General features: G+C 42.7%; 16 protein-coding genes. 7 read left to right on the forward strand and 9 right to left on the reverse strand.

What is annotated here, in order from left to right:
* The first annotated feature begins 61 nt into the window (after positions 1-61).
* The 6 genes from serB to hemJ all read left to right on the forward strand — a co-directional run bounded on the left by serB (position 62) and on the right by hemJ (position 5,843).
* Positions 62-1,252: a phosphoserine phosphatase SerB gene (gene serB / locus ACIGBM_RS11075; RefSeq protein ID WP_397477785.1), complete on the forward strand. Its 1,191-nt coding sequence runs from the start codon at positions 62-64 to the stop codon at positions 1,250-1,252.
* 317 nt (positions 1,253-1,569) lie between these two features.
* Positions 1,570-2,571, forward strand: a complete 1,002-nt coding sequence (locus ACIGBM_RS11080) for a DUF368 domain-containing protein (RefSeq protein WP_397477786.1) — start codon at positions 1,570-1,572, stop codon at positions 2,569-2,571.
* Between the two features lie 273 nt (positions 2,572-2,844).
* Positions 2,845-3,246 carry an AciT family ciprofloxacin tolerance protein gene (gene aciT / locus ACIGBM_RS11085; RefSeq protein WP_397477787.1) on the forward strand — a complete coding sequence of 134 codons (402 nt, stop codon included), beginning with the start codon at positions 2,845-2,847 and terminating at the stop codon, positions 3,244-3,246.
* A gap of 206 nt (positions 3,247-3,452) precedes the next feature.
* Positions 3,453-3,959: an SCP2 sterol-binding domain-containing protein gene (locus ACIGBM_RS11090; protein WP_397477788.1), complete on the forward strand. Its 507-nt coding sequence runs from the start codon at positions 3,453-3,455 to the stop codon at positions 3,957-3,959.
* Between the two features lie 245 nt (positions 3,960-4,204).
* Positions 4,205-5,368: a biotin synthase BioB gene (bioB, locus tag ACIGBM_RS11095; protein WP_397477789.1), complete on the forward strand. Its 1,164-nt coding sequence runs from the start codon at positions 4,205-4,207 to the stop codon at positions 5,366-5,368.
* A gap of 40 nt (positions 5,369-5,408) precedes the next feature.
* Positions 5,409-5,843 (forward strand): protoporphyrinogen oxidase HemJ, encoded by a 435-nt coding sequence (gene hemJ / locus ACIGBM_RS11100; protein WP_397477790.1) that lies wholly within the window; start codon positions 5,409-5,411, stop codon positions 5,841-5,843.
* Between the two features lie 111 nt (positions 5,844-5,954).
* Here the strand turns inward: hemJ and ACIGBM_RS11105 are convergent, their stop codons facing one another.
* The 6 genes from ACIGBM_RS11105 to ACIGBM_RS11130 all read right to left on the reverse strand — a co-directional run bounded on the left by ACIGBM_RS11105 (position 5,955) and on the right by ACIGBM_RS11130 (position 14,541).
* On the reverse strand, positions 5,955-6,593 hold the full coding sequence (locus tag ACIGBM_RS11105; protein ID WP_394124767.1) for a hypothetical protein: 639 nt from the start codon (positions 6,591-6,593) through the stop codon (positions 5,955-5,957).
* 263 nt (positions 6,594-6,856) lie between these two features.
* The gene (locus ACIGBM_RS11110) at positions 6,857-7,348 is read right to left on the reverse strand and encodes a hypothetical protein (protein WP_394124766.1); all 492 of its coding nucleotides are present in this window, start codon (positions 7,346-7,348) and stop codon (positions 6,857-6,859) included.
* 118 nt (positions 7,349-7,466) lie between these two features.
* Positions 7,467-8,183 carry a ribonuclease PH gene (gene rph, locus ACIGBM_RS11115; RefSeq protein ID WP_394124765.1) on the reverse strand — a complete coding sequence of 239 codons (717 nt, stop codon included), beginning with the start codon at positions 8,181-8,183 and terminating at the stop codon, positions 7,467-7,469.
* Between the two features lie 181 nt (positions 8,184-8,364).
* Positions 8,365-10,164, reverse strand: a complete 1,800-nt coding sequence (locus tag ACIGBM_RS11120; protein WP_397477791.1) for an AMP-binding protein — start codon at positions 10,162-10,164, stop codon at positions 8,365-8,367.
* Positions 10,165-10,672: 508 nt separating this feature from the next.
* On the reverse strand, positions 10,673-12,400 hold the full coding sequence (locus ACIGBM_RS11125) for an AMP-binding protein (RefSeq protein ID WP_201568665.1): 1,728 nt from the start codon (positions 12,398-12,400) through the stop codon (positions 10,673-10,675).
* A gap of 353 nt (positions 12,401-12,753) precedes the next feature.
* A complete protein-coding gene (locus tag ACIGBM_RS11130; protein WP_397477792.1) occupies positions 12,754-14,541 on the reverse strand; it encodes a von Willebrand factor type A domain-containing protein in 1,788 nt (595 codons plus the stop codon).
* A gap of 456 nt (positions 14,542-14,997) precedes the next feature.
* On the opposite strand from ACIGBM_RS11130, the gene parC reads away from it, so the two are divergent.
* The gene (gene parC / locus ACIGBM_RS11135; RefSeq protein WP_397477793.1) at positions 14,998-17,304 is read left to right on the forward strand and encodes a DNA topoisomerase IV subunit A; all 2,307 of its coding nucleotides are present in this window, start codon (positions 14,998-15,000) and stop codon (positions 17,302-17,304) included.
* Positions 17,305-17,431: 127 nt separating this feature from the next.
* Here parC and ACIGBM_RS11140 read toward each other — a convergent pair whose 3' ends face one another.
* The 3 genes from ACIGBM_RS11140 to ACIGBM_RS11150 all read right to left on the reverse strand — a co-directional run bounded on the left by ACIGBM_RS11140 (position 17,432) and on the right by ACIGBM_RS11150 (position 19,345).
* Positions 17,432-17,911, reverse strand: a complete 480-nt coding sequence (locus ACIGBM_RS11140; RefSeq protein ID WP_397477794.1) for a BLUF domain-containing protein — start codon at positions 17,909-17,911, stop codon at positions 17,432-17,434.
* Positions 17,912-18,018: 107 nt separating this feature from the next.
* Positions 18,019-18,498: a BLUF domain-containing protein gene (locus tag ACIGBM_RS11145; RefSeq protein WP_397477795.1), complete on the reverse strand. Its 480-nt coding sequence runs from the start codon at positions 18,496-18,498 to the stop codon at positions 18,019-18,021.
* Positions 18,499-18,871: 373 nt separating this feature from the next.
* Complete coding sequence (locus ACIGBM_RS11150) at positions 18,872-19,345, reverse strand: BLUF domain-containing protein (protein WP_397477796.1); 474 nt, start codon at positions 19,343-19,345, stop codon at positions 18,872-18,874.
* Positions 19,346-19,488 lie beyond the last annotated feature (143 nt).

Raw genomic sequence — 19,488 nt, forward strand, 5'->3', positions numbered from 1 at the left:
CTGCCCAGTAAAACTGTTATTATTCCTAATCTTATATGAGCATACAAGGGACAATTGAGCCATGCCAAAAAATACATCTTATTCGTTACCAAAAGACAGCAAAGCATGGCAACAAGCCGTTGATTCTATTGCGGCATTATTACCCGAAGATACCAATTTGCAAGACTTTGATGCGCTACAGTCGCTACCTGTTTTTGCGCTCATCGTAGTACTGCCGACTCAGGTATCTGCATTAGATATTCATCAGTACGTTCAGTCGTGGGTCGATGAGCAGCCAAGCTGGCATCTAGTGACGGTTGCCGAAGATACTGACGCTAGCTTCGTCAATATCACGGTATCTGATACAGAGCCTACAGCAGCGGACGCACAGCGCCTACCCTTTACCCATACTCAGGTGTACCGTTATCTGCTAGTACCAGTCACTGACACACTAATGCACCCTGGCAAAAAAACCGCAGCCGCTCACATCATTGATGATCAACTGACCGCTCGCCTGCGTCGTGACCTAACTGAAGAATATAACAATACACGCAGTGCAGATAGCACAGGCAACATAAACGTCGTGGACTGTCATATCCTGTCTGTCGGTCATATGCTGCGGACACACAAACTTGCCTGCTTTGATATGGACTCGACCTTGATCGAGCAAGAAGTCATCGTAGAGCTGGCAAAAACGGCTGGGATTGGCGAAGAAGTCGAAGCCATCACTGAATCAGCAATGCGCGGTGAGATTGACTTTGATGAATCGTTTGCTCAGCGTGTGGCCTTGCTAAAAGGCACTTCTACTGATGTGCTGGATGATATCTGTAGTCGTCTAACGTTATCGACTGGTGCGCGCACGACGATCAGTGCGCTAAAAGCATTGGGCTATCATACGGTGCTAGTATCAGGCGGCTTCACTTATTTTGCTCGTTACATCGCTGAGCAGCTTGGTATCGATGAAGTGCATGCCAATGCTCTAGATATCGAGGAAGGTGAAGTCACTGGTCATGTACAGTGGCCTATTGTCAATGGTGCCAAAAAAGCCGCTATCGTTGAGCATACCGCTGAGCGCTTAGGCATTGAGATGTCACAAGTGGTCTGTGTCGGTGACGGTGCTAATGATTTACCGATGATGGCACTGGCCGATCTTGGTGTGGCCTATCATGCCAAACCAATTGTTCAAGCACGTGCTGATGCCGCTATCAACGTGACAGGGCTTGAAGGTACTTTGTACGCTCTTGGCTATCCTGCACTGGTGCCTACTGAGTAATTGCAGAACGCTTTATACCATTTCATAAGCTAGGTTAATGTTTCATCATTAATCTGGCTTTTATGCTTTAGGGCATGGCTTAAAACATAAAAGTAGCGTAGATAGTACCGATATATTAACTAGCTATTTGACGATGTCTGGTAAAATTTGGCCATTCTTAGTTCAGTTAAACGACTAACAAATGAATTGAAGACATGCCTTAGTACGTGATGATAATTAATAAAATCTGCTATGTACGCTGATGTTTAGCTCACGCCTGTTTTCATCTAATGCTTATTTTCAGATAACATTTATTTTTAAACGATAAAGGAATGCCCATGACGGCACCACAATCTCCACGGCCAACTCAGCCGTCAGCGCCAACGCCAACACCATTAGAGCCAGATACGGTACCTGTACGTACCGATAGCCCAAAACAGCTGGTAGGTATTTATGTCAGAGGAATGGCCATGGGAGCAGCTGATATCGTGCCCGGTGTCTCTGGCGGCACTATTGCGCTGATTGCAGGGATTTACGAGCGCTTGATTAACGCACTTGGTAGTATCGGCCCCAATCTTTGGACGATATTCCGTCAAGAAGGTGGCATCAAAGGATTCGCTGCAATTTGGCGACAAGTAGACGCGACATTTCTATTATGTTTGCTACTGGGTATTGCCACTAGCTTTGCGACCTTAGCTGGTATCATTAAGCATTTATTGGACAACCAACCTTTGCTTATTTGGTCGTTCTTTTTTGGACTGGTAGTCGCAACGGTATTTATCTTGCTTAGTGAAATTAAGCGCTGGAATATAGGACGTGTCGCACTGTTTGCGACTGGGCTTATTGCCGCTGTGGTCATTAGTAGTATGCCGTTACTCACGACCACGCCTAGCTTACCGTATCTGTTTTTTGCAGGGGCAATTGCTATTTGTGCCATGATCCTACCAGGGATATCAGGGTCGTTTATTTTGCTATTGCTAGGTGCTTACGATGCGGTATTAGAAGCGGTCGACACGATGAATCTAAGTGCCATTTTCACAGTCATTGCAGGTATGGCGACTGGGCTATTACTATTCACGCGCGCACTTAAGTGGCTACTCTCGCATTATTATCAGGCTACCTTAGCATTGCTGACAGGCTTTATCGCAGGCTCTCTAATAAAAGTATGGCCATGGAAAGTAGATGCGCTAGGCTCGCTCAACACTGAAGCTGTCCATAATGTCATGCCGTGGCAATACCCTACTGGCGCACAGTGGTCAACGACAGTAGGACTTATGCTACTCGGTGCTATCTTAGTTTCGCTATTATCTTGGTGGGGTAATCGTACCAATCGAGTCTAAGTATTCAACGAACTGTCAGTCCTATTTGCTAGTTTGGCATGGTTTGCTAGCTAATAAACGTCGTCCTAGACTAGAAAAACCATTTCCGTATCACTCAAAATAAGCGCCACTGCTCACGGCGCTTAGCCTAACATCTAGCCATCAAATATCGCAAAACAAGCCAAAAAACCAAACGTCAACGGTTGTCGCAAAGTCGCCTGTACCCTCTTCAGCTTTACTCAATAACCTCTCATAATAGTCTCATTGGAATTCACCTTATGAATAGCGAGATGAATGATGTTAATAACTATATTTTCTTTTATCGGTGTAGAGGCATGGAGCGGCGCGGCATGGCTTGGTTATGGACTGCTAGCCAGTTTAGTAGTGGTGCTCGCCTTGTCGTCATATCGTTGGCTACTGCTATATTTGTTTGGCGGTATGGCTTACTGGTTCACCGTTGAGTTGATTCAAAATATATTAGCCGGTCGTCCTATGTTGATGGAGCTATCATCATGGCATCGCTATATCATCGCTATGGGTATCAGTTGGTTACCGTTGGCAGCTTGGGTACTGTATCGAGCATTGCGCTATGATGACGTGAGTCAGACAGTTAGCCAGCAACGTGAGCTAGAAGCCGCACGCTATATCGAACACACTCCTGTCTACGATGATAACTATCAGCCACGTTTCCGTTAAAACCGTCCTATTTATACCTATATTTGTCTATATCAACACCTTACTTACGTCAGTGACATTGAATGTTACAAGATACTTAACGCTCTCTACTTAACTCCTAAAGAGTTGACGCACTGTGATAGTTTATAATCCAGTTATATATTTGTCATAAAAACTGGTATAAAGTACGATTTATTTTTATGCCTCATTTCTTTAGGAGTTCTGCTATGTTTACTGTTCCTGTATTAGATATTAAATCTGATCCATTAGATGCTTTATTGGCTGTTGTTGGCTATCGTTTGTCTATGTTAGCTGATAGCGATAACGAAGATGTCAAAGCGTTATTCGCTGATCGCCAAGTTACGATTGAGTTTGCTAGTACTGAGTCTGATATCGCCCGTTCTTTGAGCTTTGATAATGGACAGTTTAGTCAACAAAGCGGTCATGCAAAAGAAGCCGATTTAACCATTACTTTCAAAGACTCTATGACTGGCGTTAGACTGCTAACCAAAGGTAGCTTGCCTGCCTTTATGACTGCTGTACAAGAAGGAAACTTGAGCATCGAAGGCGACTATAGCCTAATGATGTGGTTTAACAAACTTGCTAAGCATATCGTTCCAGCTATCCCAGAAGAGTGCAAACCATATATCCAAAAAGCCAAACCTTACGCTTATAAAGCACAGAAATTTGCTGAGCATTGGGTTGGTATTGCCAAGCATAAACTTGGTAAATAAAAAGAATAGTGCACTGAGCGGTAGTCATTGGTAGAATGGATGATATAGAACTAAATAGCCAAACGTATAGTTACTATTTATGTGCGCTACTGTGACAATTATACATACTGTCTAGCAGTGTTCTGATTTTCTAAAAAGGTTGCGGTATACTATACGGCAACCTTTTTTGTTACCTTATAAATGACAATAGATAAAAACATTGGTTTTATTTAATACCCTCTAATTCTTATAAAAGGACTTACCTTATGGCAGGATTGCTTAGCATCTCCGAACCTGACGCCACCCAGCCAACTGATATAGCCACTCAGCCAGATACTACCAACAGTGATTTTTTGGCCAATCTAGCTACAGACGCGACTCAGACTGATAGTAAAGTAGCTACGACATATAGCCGTGAAGAAATCGCGCAATTGTTTGACTTACCTCTAATGGACTTGCTGTTACAAGCACAGACCATCCATAGAAAGCATTTCACTGCCAATGAAGTGCAAATCAGCACGCTACTCTCTATCAAAACGGGCAACTGCCCTGAAGATTGCGGCTACTGCTCACAGTCAGGCCATCATCGCGACACCACCAAACTACAAGCAGAAAAGCGCATAGAAGTTGATAAAGTCATCGCAGCGGCCAAACGCGCCAAAAACAGTGGCTCATCACGCTTCTGCATGGGTGCCGCGTGGAAACACCCAAGTGCTAAAGACATGCCTTATGTGGTTGAGCTGATCAAAGAAGTGAAAGCATTGGGACTTGAGACTTGTATGACACTGGGTATGCTCGATACCAATCAAGCGACACAGTTGGCCGATGCAGGGTTAGATTACTACAACCATAACCTAGATACTTCGCGCAGTTACTATGAACAAGTCGTTAGCACGCGTAGCTATGATGAGCGTTTAGACACGATAGAAAACGTGCGTAACTCTGGCATTAATGTCTGTAGCGGTAATATCGTTGGTATGGGCGAAAGCCGTGATGACCGCATCGATTGGGTACTTGAGCTGCTAAAAATGCCAAAAGCGCCTGAATCAATACCAGTCAACTTACTGGTGCCTATTGCAGGTACACCGATTGGGGACAAAGTATTAGCTGAAGGTCAGCTGTCTGTACTTGAGTGGATTCGTACTATTGCGGTCGCCCGTATTTGCTGCCCGACTAGCTACGTGCGTCTATCTGCTGGCCGCGAAAGTCTATCTGACTCTGAGCAAGCATTAGCATTTATGGCAGGCGCTAACTCGTTCTTTTATGGTGACAAGCTTCTTACCACTGGTAATGCAAGTCAATCAGGCGACGATAGACTCATGCGTGAGCTTGGCCTAACCAAACAGTTTGCCGCACCAAGAGCACCTAAAGTACTGCCTGTATTGAATGCGATGAATGGTCATCAAACACAAGTTGTATTGGCAGATTAAGCCAAAGCTAAAAAATACAAGTTAAGCAAGAGAAACTACGATGGCAGATTATTTTAACTGGATTAAAGCGGCGCACATTATCTCGATGGTCTGCTGGTTTGCGGCGATATTTTATTTGCCGCGCCTGTTTGTCTATCATGCGATGAGCGACGATAGCATCAGTCATGAGCGCTTTGTCATTATGGAGCGCAAGCTGTATCGCGGCATCATGACCCCATCGATGATAGCGACATGGATCTTTGGTCTATGGATGTTAGGGTTGGGCTGGGATGTCTATAAAACCCAAGGCTGGCTACACGTCAAATTGCTATTAGTAGTGTTGCTGTCAGGCTATCATGGCGCTTGCGGCTTTTATCGTAAAAAGCTGATAGATAATCCACATTATAAAACGCATAAATTCTGGCGATGGTTTAATGAAGTGCCTGTCTTCGCCTTAGTGATTATCGTCATTCTCGTTGTGGTAAAACCGTTTTAGCATAAGAAAACCAATTAGACATGCAAAATAAAGGCGTCCGTAACTTCAATGAGTTGCGGACGCTTTTTTATTCAATTATAGGCCGTGTTGTCAAACTGAAGATATAGAGCACTAAACGCTCGGACGCATAATTTGATAAACATTGCTTAAATCATAAACGCGATAACGAGCTGGTTCACGGCGATTTTCGCCAGCATAACTCAGTATCAATGCCTGCTTGGCACGCTCATCGACCCAACCGACAAACAGTCCACTATGCTCGACGCCATTGTAACCATGATTGATATAATAGAGCCAGTCGCCTGCTTCAATCTCACTGCTACTAGCATAGGGCCCTTGCGCATAAGTGCCTTTGTGTATGGTATTACGCGATACCCCTGCCCGATTAAATACAGCATTTAAATAGTCCCAGCAGCCACCTTGAATAATCGTGCGCTCGTTAAGTGCCATTTTGCGGGCGGTACTAACCACCTCACGTGCTGCCATACTACTCTGCGTCTCGGCATTGCTTAATAGCGGTAGATACTCGCTATCGACATTGTCATAGTTGCCTGATAAAAACGCTGGTAAGACTGTAGGTGCTGAACGCTGTACCTCAGGATAACGATAGGATGTATTCGTCGTTGGTTGAATAGATTTTTGGGCGATAAGCATGCTCATACTATCTGCATGGGCTTGCCCTACCATGCTGCAGGTAAATAGTAAAAAACCGCACGACGCGGCGACTGACGGTATAGACAAACGCGACATGACTAACTCCTTGTCAACTAAATCTCAATGACAGTATCAATAATAAGAAAGACAAATTTTATAATCCTACTTATAAACCATTTAGCCACAAATCTGCAAGCACTATTCGCCTGCGATAGATGATAGACGGTATAAATATACTGATAGATGACAATATTGGAGAGGCACGTCGAGTGAAATTTAAAATGACACTTGAGTTAGGAGTTTAGATAATATGAAGACAATAGCTATGCTTTGGTAAAGTATGAAATTAAGAAAAGATATTAATTACTCTTCATTTTAATATTTACATGGCGTTTCGTTAGCGCTTGCCCTTCTAAGATAGCTTTAGCAGCTTTTGCTTCTTGAGCACTCTCGAAACCAGTAATACGATATTTGCGAACGTCACTGCTATCGACAATCTGTAATTGCTCGCCAATCAGCGTTATCTTATCGCCATCCGTTAAATGAATATGTTCACGCTTACCTAGATTGTCATGTACCAGCTCGCCAGCCCTTACCCACAATGTGCCACTGCTAATCATACCGCTCATGGCTTTTTTATGCTGTTGGCGCTTTTTATTAAAAATAAAGCTACCAATGATAAGCAGTGCAAGTGCACCGATGGCTAAACGCTCAGGCAACAAGCTCATCGCCATGGCGACTGCGACTGCCCCTATCAATAATGCAGAACCAAACCAAAACATGCCATTATCAGCAGCATTTGCTTGCCCTTGTAAGGTGATTTTGGCGCCATCATCAGTTAGCTTGAGCATGTGTTGTTACCTATTACGTAATGTACGAATATTTTCTATTAAAAAACTGCCTATTAGCAGCTAACAGGCAGTTATTGACACTAAAAACAAAGACAGTGTGTTGTATCTAAATGGTAGCCTACCAGCCAAGCGCCGTCTGTTGCATTTCAATCAATTCAGCGATGCCTTTTTCAGCTAATGACAGCATAGCATCTGCTTGAGCACGAGTGAACGGCTTTTCTTCAGCAGTACCCTGCAGCTCAATGTACTCACCTTTTTGGGTCATCACAACGTTCAAGTCGGTATCGCAGCTAGAGTCTTCTTCGTAGTTTAGGTCAAGATATGCTTCGCCATCTTTCATACCAACAGAAACCGCAGCAACCAATCCGATTAGTGGATCTGCTTTAAGTTTCTTGGCCTTTTGGATACTCTCTAGCGCATCGATAAGTGCAATTGCAGCACCAGTGATACTCGCCGTACGAGTACCACCATCCGCTTGCAACACATCGCAATCTAGATAGATAGTGTTTTCACCAAGCTTACTCAGATCAATCATGGCACGTAAGCTACGACCAATCAAACGCTGAATCTCTTGCGTACGACCTGACTGTTTGCCGCGAGCCGCTTCACGCTGATTGCGCGTGTTGGTCGCGCGTGGCAACATACCATACTCAGCTGTGATCCAACCTTTGCCTTTACCTTTGAGCCAGCGCGGCACACCAGATTCTACACTGGCAGTACATAGTACTTTGGTATCGCCAAAACTTACCAGTACTGACCCTTCAGCATGCTTCGTATAATGGCGCTCAAAGCTGATCGAGCGAAGTTGGTCAAGCTCACGATTGTCAATACGCATAAAAATTCCTAGTACAATGTTATAAAAGCAGTGTCATAAAAATACCTATCAGTCGTTAGTAAACACATTGATAGATATGTAGTCGACTAAAATCTTAAGATATCCTAACGTGACAACGGCGCAATAGCAAGATTCGCACCTGCCATTACGCCACCGTTATCAACAGAATGTCAGATATAAACTATTCTAACCCTTCCATCTTACGCAATTCCTTACGTAGGATTTTGCCAACGTTCGACTTTGGTAATTCGTCAACGAACTGTATATGACGTGGGCGCTTATAGCCAGTCAGTTGTTTTTTGCCATATTCTAGTAGCTCTTTTTCAGTCACGTCGCCTTTTTTGACCACAAACAGTTTTGGTTCTTCGCCGCGATCATCGTTCGGAACACCAATAGCACCGCATTCTACGACTGCTGGATGCTCACTCATCGCTTCTTCGATTTCGTTTGGATAGACGTTGAAACCAGATACCAAAATCATGTCTTTTTTGCGATCGACAATTTTGATAAAGCCTTTTTCGTCCATGATGCCGATATCGCCCGTTTTTAAGTAACCGCTAGCCGTAAAGGATTCAGCAGTTTCTTTCGGACGATTCTGATAACCAATCATAACCTGTGGACCTTTTACGCAGATTTCACCGCGATCGCCCATGGCTACTATATTTTCGTCATCATCAATGAGTACGATATCCGTACTAGGCGCAGGAATACCGATTTTTCCGGTAAATTCCGCAATAGTCATCGGATTAAATGCTACAACAGGTGAAGTCTCAGATAGACCATAACCTTCAACGATAGGCAGGCCAGTGATTTTGTGCCACTCTTTCGCTACGCTAGGCAATACTGACATACCGCCGCCGATAGACGCTTTTAGATTAGAAAAGTCCAAATCAGCAAAGTTATCTTTGTGTACTAAGCCATTAAACAAAGTATTCACCGCAGGGATAAACGCTGGCTTGTACTTGGCCATCTCTTTGATAAGCCCATCAAGATCGCGCGGATTCGGAATGAGTAGCGAGGCATAACCTTGATACATACTACACATACCGCAGACCATAAATGAGAATACGTGATATAGCGGCAGTGCGGTCAAAATCACATCTCTACCATCTATATCGTCATCAAATGCACTGTTCATCAGCGCACTGACCTGTAGCATGTTGGCGACTAGATTGCCGTGAGACAGCATCGCGCCTTTCGCTACTCCTGTCGTACCACCGGTATATTGCAGCAAGGCCACATCGCTCAAGTTCAACTCAGGGCGCTGGTACTTACTGGCTGACTCCGCATTCAGAGCATGCTTGAAGCTCACACTATTCGGTATGCTATAAGCAGGGATCATCTTTTTAACATGACGAGCCACGAGGTTGACCACGGCTCCTTTAATCGTACCTAGCATATCGCCAATGGTACACACCACTACATGCTCTACCTGACCTTTGTCTTCGGCCTCTTGATAGGTCTTGGCAAAGTTTTCTACGATAAATAGCGCTTTAGCACCACTGTCATGCAATTGATGTGACAGTTCACGACTTGTGTATAGAGGATTTACATTGACCAACACCATCCCTGCACGAATGATACCCAAAGCAACTACTGGATACTGCAAGACGTTGGGCATCATGACCCCAACTTTATCGCCTGCGACCAGTCCTATTGACTGCAAATAGCTAGCAATCTGGCGACTATATAGATCTAATTGCTTAAAAGTAATCGATGAGCCCATGCAGATATAGGCAGGTTTTTGGCCATAACGGCTAAAATTACGCTCGAACACATCAAGTAAAGAGGTATTGTCTTCTGGCATCTCGATAGTAGCATCGATGCTATAGCGCTCATAAGCGCTCAGCCACGGACTATCACTGTCGATGGTCGGCATAGTAGGAAACACATTGCTTTGATAAACGTCGTTAGTAGTATTGGCTTTATCATCAGTTGCAGCGCTATTATCTGTCGTTTTTTTATTAATATTATCCGTCATAATTTTCCCTAAATGTTACTGTTAAAAACATTGAATATGCTAATGGAAACACCATTTTTTATGATTATCGCTGACAGCAGAAGCTTATGAATAAGAAATAGATAAGTATAATCGGGTTTGTCATTCATAAGCTTTGCAAATTAAAGTGTGTTACTGGGTCTATGATAAATAATACTACCACTCAGCACGACCAGTCGAAAACGATATTTACTACCATGATTTCACCAGTTACCTTAAGTAAAACCAGTACGATTTTTTGGATAAAAACAAAAATACGTCGATGGGCACTATAGCAGTTTTAATAGATATTCTCTATTAATAGTAGCTGTCATCCACAAATGTCAAAAGCGATAAAGACAAAAAAATGATAAGACAGCATGGTTGCAGCCTTATCATTTTTGGTTACTACTTTAGTTGCTACAGTATCTAATCGAGCGATACTTTCACATGCGTCTTTGATTGATACACGCATCTATCAAACAACTCTCTAGGTGCGTGTATCAGTAAATTAACCGTGGTTTTTTTCTTCAAGTACGCGTAGATCTTTACGCAAAATCTTACCAACGTTCGATTTTGGTAGCTCATCAATAAACTCAACACGACGAGGACGCTTATAACCTGTTAGGTTCTCTTTACCATACTCAAGAACTTCTTCGGTAGTCAGACTAGGATCGTTACGGACAACATAGATCTTAGGAATCTCACCACTTTTCTCGTCTTCGATACCGATGACACCACATTCTAAAATCTTAGGATGGCCAGCCATGACTTCTTCGACTTCGTTCGGATAAACGTTAAAACCAGACACCAAAATCATATCTTTTTTGCGATCGACGATGGTTACATATCCGTTGTCAGCCATGATACCGATATCACCAGTACGGAAGAATCCATCTGCTGTCATAACTTCGGCAGTAGCATCTTCACGGTTCCAGTAACCTTTCATGACCTGTGGGCCACGAACACTAATCTCACCGCGCTCACCAAGTGCTACTTCATTACCTGCATCATCCAAAATTGCCACATCTGTTGCTGGCATCGGTACACCAATGGTACCTGTGAATGTCTTGCTGTTACTAGGGTTAGAAGTCGCTACTGGTGCTGTTTCAGACAGGCCGTAACCTTGAATGATAATATTACCAGTGACTTGACGCCATTTCTCTGCTGTTGGACTTAGTACTGCCATGCCGCCGCCCATCGATTGACGCAGCTTGCTATGATCCATCGCGATAAATTCTTCGTTGTTGGCAAGCGCGTTGAACAACGTGTTGACCGCTGGGAAAAACGCTGGTGGGTTGGCTTTATATGCTTTTAACAAGCTATCAAGATCGCGTGGGTTTGGTACCAATAATACAACACAACCGCGATACAGACCGAACATGCCACATACGGTGAATGAGAAAATATGATACATCGGCAATGCCGTCATAATTACAGGTTGTTCACCTCTTTGGTCGAAATCATCAAAAGCGGTGCCCAAAAAGGTATTAGACTGAATTAAGTTTGCTACCAAATTTTTGTGCGTTAGCATCGCACCTTTCGCCACACCTGTCGTACCACCGGTATACTGTAGGACAGCGATATCATCAAGCGTGATATTGGTTGGGCGCTTATATTTACTAGCGGTGACTTGCTTTAATGCCGTTTTGAAGCTGATGCTATTAGAAATACTGTAGTCTGGCACCATTTTTTTGACATGGCGGACGACCGTATTGACCATAAAGCCTTTGAGCGTACCCATCAAATCGCCCATACCTGTAATCACGACTTTATCGACTACATTGCGACCGATGTCTTGATAGGTTTTGGCAAAGTTTTCGACCATGATTAGCACTTTGGCTTCTGAATCAGTCAACTGATGCTCAAGCTCTCTGGTAGTGTACAGAGGATTGACGTTAACTAAGGTAAAGCCTGCACGTAGTACAGCGATGACAGAGATTGGTAACTGCAAAATGTTGGGCATCATGACCGCAACTTTATCGCCTTTGACCAATCCTAATGACTGTAGATAAGCGGCCATTTGACGGCTGTATAAATCTACTTCTTGGAAGCTTAACGATGAACCCATGCAGATATAGGCAGTTTTATCAGCATTTTCAGCGAAGCTTTTTTCGAAAATATCGATAAGTGACGTATTGTCGGCTGGCAACTCAATGTCATACTCCAGACCAAGTTCTTCATACGTTTTTAGCCAAACTTTATCGTCACGACGGGTTAAGTTTCCTTGATTTTCCATAATCTTTTCTCTCCTAGTAATAATACATTACCGTCAACCCACGCCAATCACAGTGTGATAAATATACAAAACGTCAGAGTCTTGCCTATCGTTATGATAAAAAGCAAGGCTGCGACATATTTGTATAGTGCTGAGCGAACAATATAGCGGTAAATAGCCCTTTGTTCATTAACATACACACTTTATACATAGTACTCAATACAAAAGATTGCTATACCAGTTCTCAAATAGGCTTGACGCTCAATATCTCTATAAATATCAATATATTAGATATAAAATATCAGTCAAGCTATTAGAAAATATGACCCTTGACTTCTGCTCCCTAATGACCATCCCGACACGATAACTGTTCACTATCGGCTATTTTTTAGCGCACTCGCCAGCTCAGTCAACGTCACAAAGTTGCGACGAGTACCATCAGTATCGCTACTTGGACTATCTGCGATACTACTTTTGGCAAGCTTAGTGCTATCACTGTATTGCCAGTCATTAACATAATCGCTTTGAGTCAAGCGTTGGCCGAATCCTGCTACTGCCATCGCAAACTGAGTATCGATACTGGCTTTATTTAAAGCGCGGCTAACTTTATTAATCGGTTGGCTAATCAGTTTGGAGCTATCACCTGTCGGTGCTTTATAACGAATTTTTAGATAGCCAAGCTCATTAGAGTTCTGTTTATTATCTGAACTGGTATTGCTATTAGCATAACGGCGATCGCTATATAACCCTTTTTGACCTTTTGGTGTCACTTCAAACAAAGCGATAACTGCTTTACCTGCCCCAAGCTCACCTGCATCAATTTTGTCATTATTGAAGTCTTCTTCAGCCAGTACGCGATTTTCATAACCAATCAAGCGCCACTCACTCACCACATCAGGATTAAATTCAACTTGGACTTTTACGTCTTTAGCGACGGTGTTAAATGTCGCGGCTAATTCATCCCCAAAGACTTTTTTTGCTTCAGTTAAGCTGTCAATATAGCTGTAATTACCATTGCCGTTGTCCGCCATCTGTTCCATCATGTGATCATTCAGATTACCACGACCGAAGCCAACGGTAGACAAAGAGATACCGCGATCGCGATTGGCTTTGACCAAATCAAGCATCTCATCGACATCACTAATACCAACGTTAAAATCGCCATCCGTTAACATCATGATTCGATTGATACCGTTCTTTTTTAGTCCTTGTTCAGCTTGCCTGTAGGCCAATTTCAGAGCGTCTTCCCCATTGGTTGAGCCTGAGGCATTCAACTCCTCGATAGCAGCCAATATTTTTGCTTTTTGGTCACCATTGGTCCCAGGCAACGCCACACTAGTACGACCTGAATAGGTCACGATACTGATGCTGTCTTGGGCGCGCATCTGCTCTGTCAACAGCTTAAGCGAAGACTGTGCCAGTGGCAGCTTATCGCGCGACGACATAGAGCCTGAGACATCTACTAAAAATACGAGATTGGCAGGTGGCATAGATTGCTTGTCTGTTTTTTGCGACCAGCTACCATCAACGGCTTTGATACCGACTTTGACGATTTTATTATCCTGATCTGCTCTATCCCAAGGTGAGTCTACTACCTCAGTTGACACAATAAACGGGGCACTACCTAAGCGTTTGCCATCATCAAATTGATAGTTAAAATAATTAATCAATTCCTCTACCCGTACGGCATTAACAGGTGGTAGTTGACCCTCGTTTAAATAGCGGCGCACATTGGCGTAGCTGCCCGTATCGGTATCGATAGACAAAGTGGATACCGCCATATCCGTAGTTCGATGTACAGGATTGGCTGCGTTTTTTTGATAGTTGTCTTTTGCCTCTGGCGTGACTATGATGCTCGGTAATGGGCGTACGATACCTGTCTGCGCCGCAGAACGTATCATCATCTGTTGGCTGATGACTGAGGGCTTAACACTGGGTGACGCCATGATAGACTCTGACACCACTGCTGCATCTTGATTGACTGTGCTGCTTGTCTCGGCTGGTAGCGTTTTGCTCATTTGTGAGGGGCTACAGGCTGTCAATCCTAGACTGGCTATAGCAGTAATCAACAGCACATTTCTAGTAGCGTTTTTCCCTAGGTACTTACTTTCGTTTTTTAGTATGGTAGAGGCTGAAATTTTAGATAAAGGGTCAAATGACATAACAGAAACTCCTTATTGTAAGATATTCAGTAGCGACTTGTCCGTGTCAATATATGGTTAACGCTATTTAAATAGGCAAATCAGCCGCCTTATTTAGTCTATTAGCTGTCATACTTTCAGTTATTAATTTTGCATCAAAACTATTCTCAACCTACTGTTTTTGGATTGATGATAGACAAAATATCTTAAATAAAAAGGATTCAACCTTAAAACATCTATTAACCATATAAAAAACAAATATTAGATTTACTATACTTAACTTAATCTATAAAAGCTATGAATCACCACACTATAAAAGACCCTTATAAGCGCTTGTTTTAAGCACGTCACGAGATGTCGTATATTCTGACATACGTCTTTTTAATTAGTGCAATATCCTTTACGATAGCACTATCCTATTTGTATGCTTGAACCAATTATCTATACCTATTAAAACTGATAAGTGAATCCTATTTTATGTCTGATGTTATTGATCATACGATCGCCCCAATTACTCCCAATGAGCCGATGGATACTCGTTCAGTCGCAGAGTTCACTGAGCAGGCCTACCTCAACTATGCCATGTACGTCATCATGGATCGGGCGCTGCCAAATATTGCTGACGGTCTAAAACCTGTCCAGCGTCGCATCGTCTATGCCATGAGCGAGCTTGGGCTAAAGTCCTCTGCTAAGGCCAAGAAATCCGCGCGTACGGTCGGTGACGTATTGGGTAAATACCATCCGCATGGTGATAGCGCTTGTTATGAAGCCATGGTACTGATGGCACAGCCGTTCAGTTATCGCTATCCGCTTATCACTGGTCAAGGTAACTGGGGTAGCCCAGATGATCCGAAATCTTTTGCTGCGATGCGTTATACCGAAGCCAAAATGTCGGCTTATGCCAATACGTTGCTCGCAGAATTGGGACAAGGTACAGTCGACTGGCAAGATAACTTTGATGGTACGATGCAAGAACCAACTACCTTACCTGCCCGCTTACCTAATATTTTATTAAACGGTACGACAGGTATTGCTGTTGGTATGGCAACTGATATTCCGCCACATAACCTTAATGAAGTGGTACGCGCGGCCATTCGTTTGCTCAAAAACCCAGAGCTATCAGTTAAGCAGCTTACCCAATCGATACCCGCACCTGATCTGCCAACGCCAGCGGAAATCATCACTAGCAAAAAAGATCTGCAAGCGATGTACGAGTCTGGACGCGGCAGTTATAAGATGCGTGCAACCTTTCATGTTGACCCTAAAGAAAAAAATCTCGTCATCATTGACGCGCTTCCTTACCAAGTCTCGGGCAACAAAATCCAAGAGCAAATTGCTAAGCTTATGACCGATAAAAAGCTGCCTTGGGTGACCGACATTCATGATGAATCAGATCACGAAAATGCCTGCCGTATCGTCCTTGAGTTGCGCTCAACGCGAGTCGATGTCGATCGTGTCATGAGTCACCTGTTTGCCAGTACTGACCTAGAAAGCAATTACCGCGTCAATATGAATATGATTGGCTTAAATGGTAAGCCTCAGGTGAAAAACCTAAAGGAAGTCTTGGAAGAATGGTTAATCTGTCGCCGCTCGGTGGTCACGCGACGCTTGCAATATCGCCTCGATAAAATCGATAAACGCTTGCATATCTTGGCGGGCTTGCTGATTGCTTATCTGAATATTGATGAAGTGATTCGCATCATTCGTGAAGAGGATGATCCGAAAGCAACCTTGATGCAGGACTATGACCTGACTGACATTCAAGCCAATGCTATCTTGGATATTCGTTTGCGTCAGTTGGCAAAATTAGAAGAGATTGAGCTGCGCCGCGAGCAAGATGAACTTGCTGCCGAACGTGCCATCATTCAAGAGTACTTAGACAATCCAGACAGTTTAACCAATCTGATGATTGACGAGCTTACTGCCGATATGAAAGAACATGGCAATGAGCGTGTATCGCCATTGGCAGAGCGCGAAGAAGCGCAAGCACTAAAAGAGTCAGATCTCGTACCGAGTGAGCCGGTCACTGCCATCTTATCAAAGGCAGGTTGGATTCGTGCTGCCAAAGGTCATGATGTCGATGCTGCTGGCATGAGTTACCGCTCAGGTGACAGCTATCAAGCGCACGTGCGCGGCAAATCAAACGAAAGGATTTACGTACTCGATAGTACGGGACGCAGCTATAGTATCGATGCGCATAACTTAGCATCTGCACGTGGTCAAGGTGATCCGCTAACCAGTGTGTTAAAGCCGCCAGCAGGCGCTAGCTTTGAGCAGCTACTAACGGGTGATAACGATCAACGCATTATTCTTGCCAGCTCGGCAGGTTATGGTTTTATCAATACCATTGGCAACCTCGATAGCAATCAGAAAGCTGGTAAAAACGTCATTAACCTAGCAACTGATAGTCGCTTGCTCCCTGTTGCACGTATCGACGTACTAGTAGAGACGGCCGCTAATACAGAAGGTGAAAATAGCAATGTGCGTGTGACACCTGATCATGTTGCCGTTGCGACCAATGCAGGATATCTACTGATATTTGCCCTTGATGATTTGCCTGAACAAGCTCGCGGTAAAGGTAATAAACTAATCAAACTAAAAGATGGCGAAGAGGTACTTGCTATCACACCACTTAGTCAGCAAGACAGTCTTGTCATTACCGCTGGCAAACGCCATGTGACACTCAAGCCAAATGATCTGGCTAACTATACGGGTGTTCGTGGTAATCGTGGTGGTCAATTGCCAAGAGGCTTTCAGAATGTGACGAGTGTTGAAGTTGGGTAGTTTGACTAGTTAAATTTTGGAAATCCTAGTTCAAAATTTAGCTGATAAAATTAAATAGCTCCTATCAAAAAGCCGCCCATACACAGTATAGGCGGCTTTTCTACGCTACTCAAAATAGAGAAATTATTTAAGAATTATTAGATACAGCATCCTCAAAGATCACTTTCAGGAAGCTTGTAATCTGAGTACTTTTCATTAGATACGGATTAAAGTCAGCACCAGCCGAGAAGCTTTTTAGGGTATATGCTTCGTCTTCTGCACTTGATGTTAAATATTTTATTAAAAACCCATCCCACCTACGTTCTTCTATTTCCTCAATCTCACTGAGGTGGGGTACTAGGTAAGAGTACTCATTGATTAATTTTACTAGTATTTCATTGATAAGAGGTCTTGGACCTTCAATATTTTGAATAAAGTAATTGTCATTCACGACAAGTGCTGAGGTTACACCACTTTTTTCATTATTCCTTCGCCATTGCTCAAGCAGACGAGCCAACCCTATCCCATTATTACTGTCACTATTTCTACCAATATACGTTAGGCTTAGCGTAATATGCTCACCATGTCTTTTTCTATCTTCTAAAGGTTGGCTGGTAGTGATACGCATAAGAAACCTTATTTATAAAAAATTGTCTAAATCAAAAGATACTTTATAGACGGCTTTTTTACGCCAATTAAAATAGATGACTCTTATGATATGTAAATGCTACTCATCTAAAACCTATCGGATTCAGCACCTTCAAATATCGCTGTTAGAAAGCTTTCAATCTGAGTACTTTTCATTAGATAAGGATTGAAATCAAAACCTGCTGAGAAACTTTTTAAGGCATACTCTTCATCTTCGGCACTTTCCGTCAGGTGTTTGGTTACAAACCCATCCCATCGAAGCGCTTCTATCTCTTCCACCTTGACAACATTAGGAATAATCTTGAAATGCTCATCAATTATCTTCGCTAGAGCAGCGTTGACCGCTGGTCTTGAGCCTTGAATGTTTTGAACAAAGTAACCGTCATTGATCACAAGCGCTGCAACTAACCCACTTTCCTCAAAGTATCTTCGCCACTGCTCAAGAGCACGAGTCAACTCTATACCTGTTTTCATTTCGATGTTTTTACCGATATACGTTAGGCTAATCAGCAAATGCTCGCCATGTCTTTTCCTATTTTCTGAAGTTTGACTGGTCGTTATATGCATAAGAAAATCCATTTATATAGTAGGTATATAAATTAATATACACTTTATCATAAAGTATAATCAATAAAACTCTTGGGAATTGACCAGTTTCTTATCATTCATACTTTAAAATAACATGACCAAAACAGATATCACTAGGTAATTTTTAGTAGTTAAATCCTGCAAGAGTCAGGTATGAATAGTCACTTATGAACATCCGCCAATATTCTGTCCAATTGCTAAGAAAACATCCTGTAACGATACTGCTAACTTGCTTTCAACAAAAAGCCGCCTATACACAGGTATAGACGGCTTTTATATTTTAGATAGGACAAGTGACTACTAACAACTCTAAGAGGCAAATATTAAAGAAATAAACGCCACTCATTTAAAACTAATTAGATTCCGCATCTTCAAATATCGCCTTTAAAAAGCTTTCAATCTGAGAGCTTTTCATTAAATAAGGATTGTAGTCAGAGCCTGCTGAAAAGTTCTTTAGAGCATGCTCTTCATCTTCAACGCTTGAGGTTAGATGTTTAACTAAAAACCCTTTCCATTGACGCGATTCGATTTCCTCTATATTCACAATATTAGGGACAATGGTGGAATGCTCGTCAAGTATTTTTTCCAAGGCAGTATTGATAGCAGGCCTTGTTCCTTGAAAACTTTGAACGAAATAACCTTCACTAATGACTAAAGCTGAAACGATATCGTTTTCTTCAAAATATCTGCGCCAGTACTCAAGTGCGCGAGTCAGCTCAATCCCAGAATCTAGATCGACATTTTTGGCGATATATGTCATGTGGATAAGAATATGCTCGCCGTGCCTTTTTCTATCTTCTGAAGGTTGGCTTGTCGTTATGTTCATAAGAAACCTTATTTATAAAATAATTCATTCAAATCAAGGTATACTTTAAGATAAAGTATAATTAATAACTTTTTTTATCATTTGCTATGATTTTTTTAGATTTATAACATAGAAGTTTCAATGATATAGCATACCAATATCCA

The organism is Psychrobacter sp. NPDC077938 (assembly GCF_044542635.1).
Taxonomy (GTDB): domain Bacteria; phylum Pseudomonadota; class Gammaproteobacteria; order Pseudomonadales; family Moraxellaceae; genus Psychrobacter.

What these genes read in the sequence shown, in the direction of transcription:
- serB (WP_397477785.1), top strand. Translation starts at nt 62, where the DNA reads ATGCCAAAAAATACATCTTATTCGTTACCAAAAGACAGCAAAGCATGG.
- ACIGBM_RS11080 (WP_397477786.1), top strand. Translation starts at nt 1,570, where the DNA reads ATGACGGCACCACAATCTCCACGGCCAACTCAGCCGTCAGCGCCAACG.
- aciT (WP_397477787.1), top strand. Translation starts at nt 2,845, where the DNA reads ATGATGTTAATAACTATATTTTCTTTTATCGGTGTAGAGGCATGGAGC.
- ACIGBM_RS11090 (WP_397477788.1), top strand. Translation starts at nt 3,453, where the DNA reads ATGTTTACTGTTCCTGTATTAGATATTAAATCTGATCCATTAGATGCT.
- bioB (WP_397477789.1), top strand. Translation starts at nt 4,205, where the DNA reads ATGGCAGGATTGCTTAGCATCTCCGAACCTGACGCCACCCAGCCAACT.
- hemJ (WP_397477790.1), top strand. Translation starts at nt 5,409, where the DNA reads ATGGCAGATTATTTTAACTGGATTAAAGCGGCGCACATTATCTCGATG.
- ACIGBM_RS11105 (WP_394124767.1), bottom strand. Translation starts at nt 6,593, where the DNA reads ATGTCGCGTTTGTCTATACCGTCAGTCGCCGCGTCGTGCGGTTTTTTA.
- ACIGBM_RS11110 (WP_394124766.1), bottom strand. Translation starts at nt 7,348, where the DNA reads ATGCTCAAGCTAACTGATGATGGCGCCAAAATCACCTTACAAGGGCAA.
- rph (WP_394124765.1), bottom strand. Translation starts at nt 8,183, where the DNA reads ATGCGTATTGACAATCGTGAGCTTGACCAACTTCGCTCGATCAGCTTT.
- ACIGBM_RS11120 (WP_397477791.1), bottom strand. Translation starts at nt 10,164, where the DNA reads ATGACGGATAATATTAATAAAAAAACGACAGATAATAGCGCTGCAACT.
- ACIGBM_RS11125 (WP_201568665.1), bottom strand. Translation starts at nt 12,400, where the DNA reads ATGGAAAATCAAGGAAACTTAACCCGTCGTGACGATAAAGTTTGGCTA.
- ACIGBM_RS11130 (WP_397477792.1), bottom strand. Translation starts at nt 14,541, where the DNA reads ATGTCATTTGACCCTTTATCTAAAATTTCAGCCTCTACCATACTAAAA.
- parC (WP_397477793.1), top strand. Translation starts at nt 14,998, where the DNA reads ATGTCTGATGTTATTGATCATACGATCGCCCCAATTACTCCCAATGAG.
- ACIGBM_RS11140 (WP_397477794.1), bottom strand. Translation starts at nt 17,911, where the DNA reads ATGCGTATCACTACCAGCCAACCTTTAGAAGATAGAAAAAGACATGGT.
- ACIGBM_RS11145 (WP_397477795.1), bottom strand. Translation starts at nt 18,498, where the DNA reads ATGCATATAACGACCAGTCAAACTTCAGAAAATAGGAAAAGACATGGC.
- ACIGBM_RS11150 (WP_397477796.1), bottom strand. Translation starts at nt 19,345, where the DNA reads ATGAACATAACGACAAGCCAACCTTCAGAAGATAGAAAAAGGCACGGC.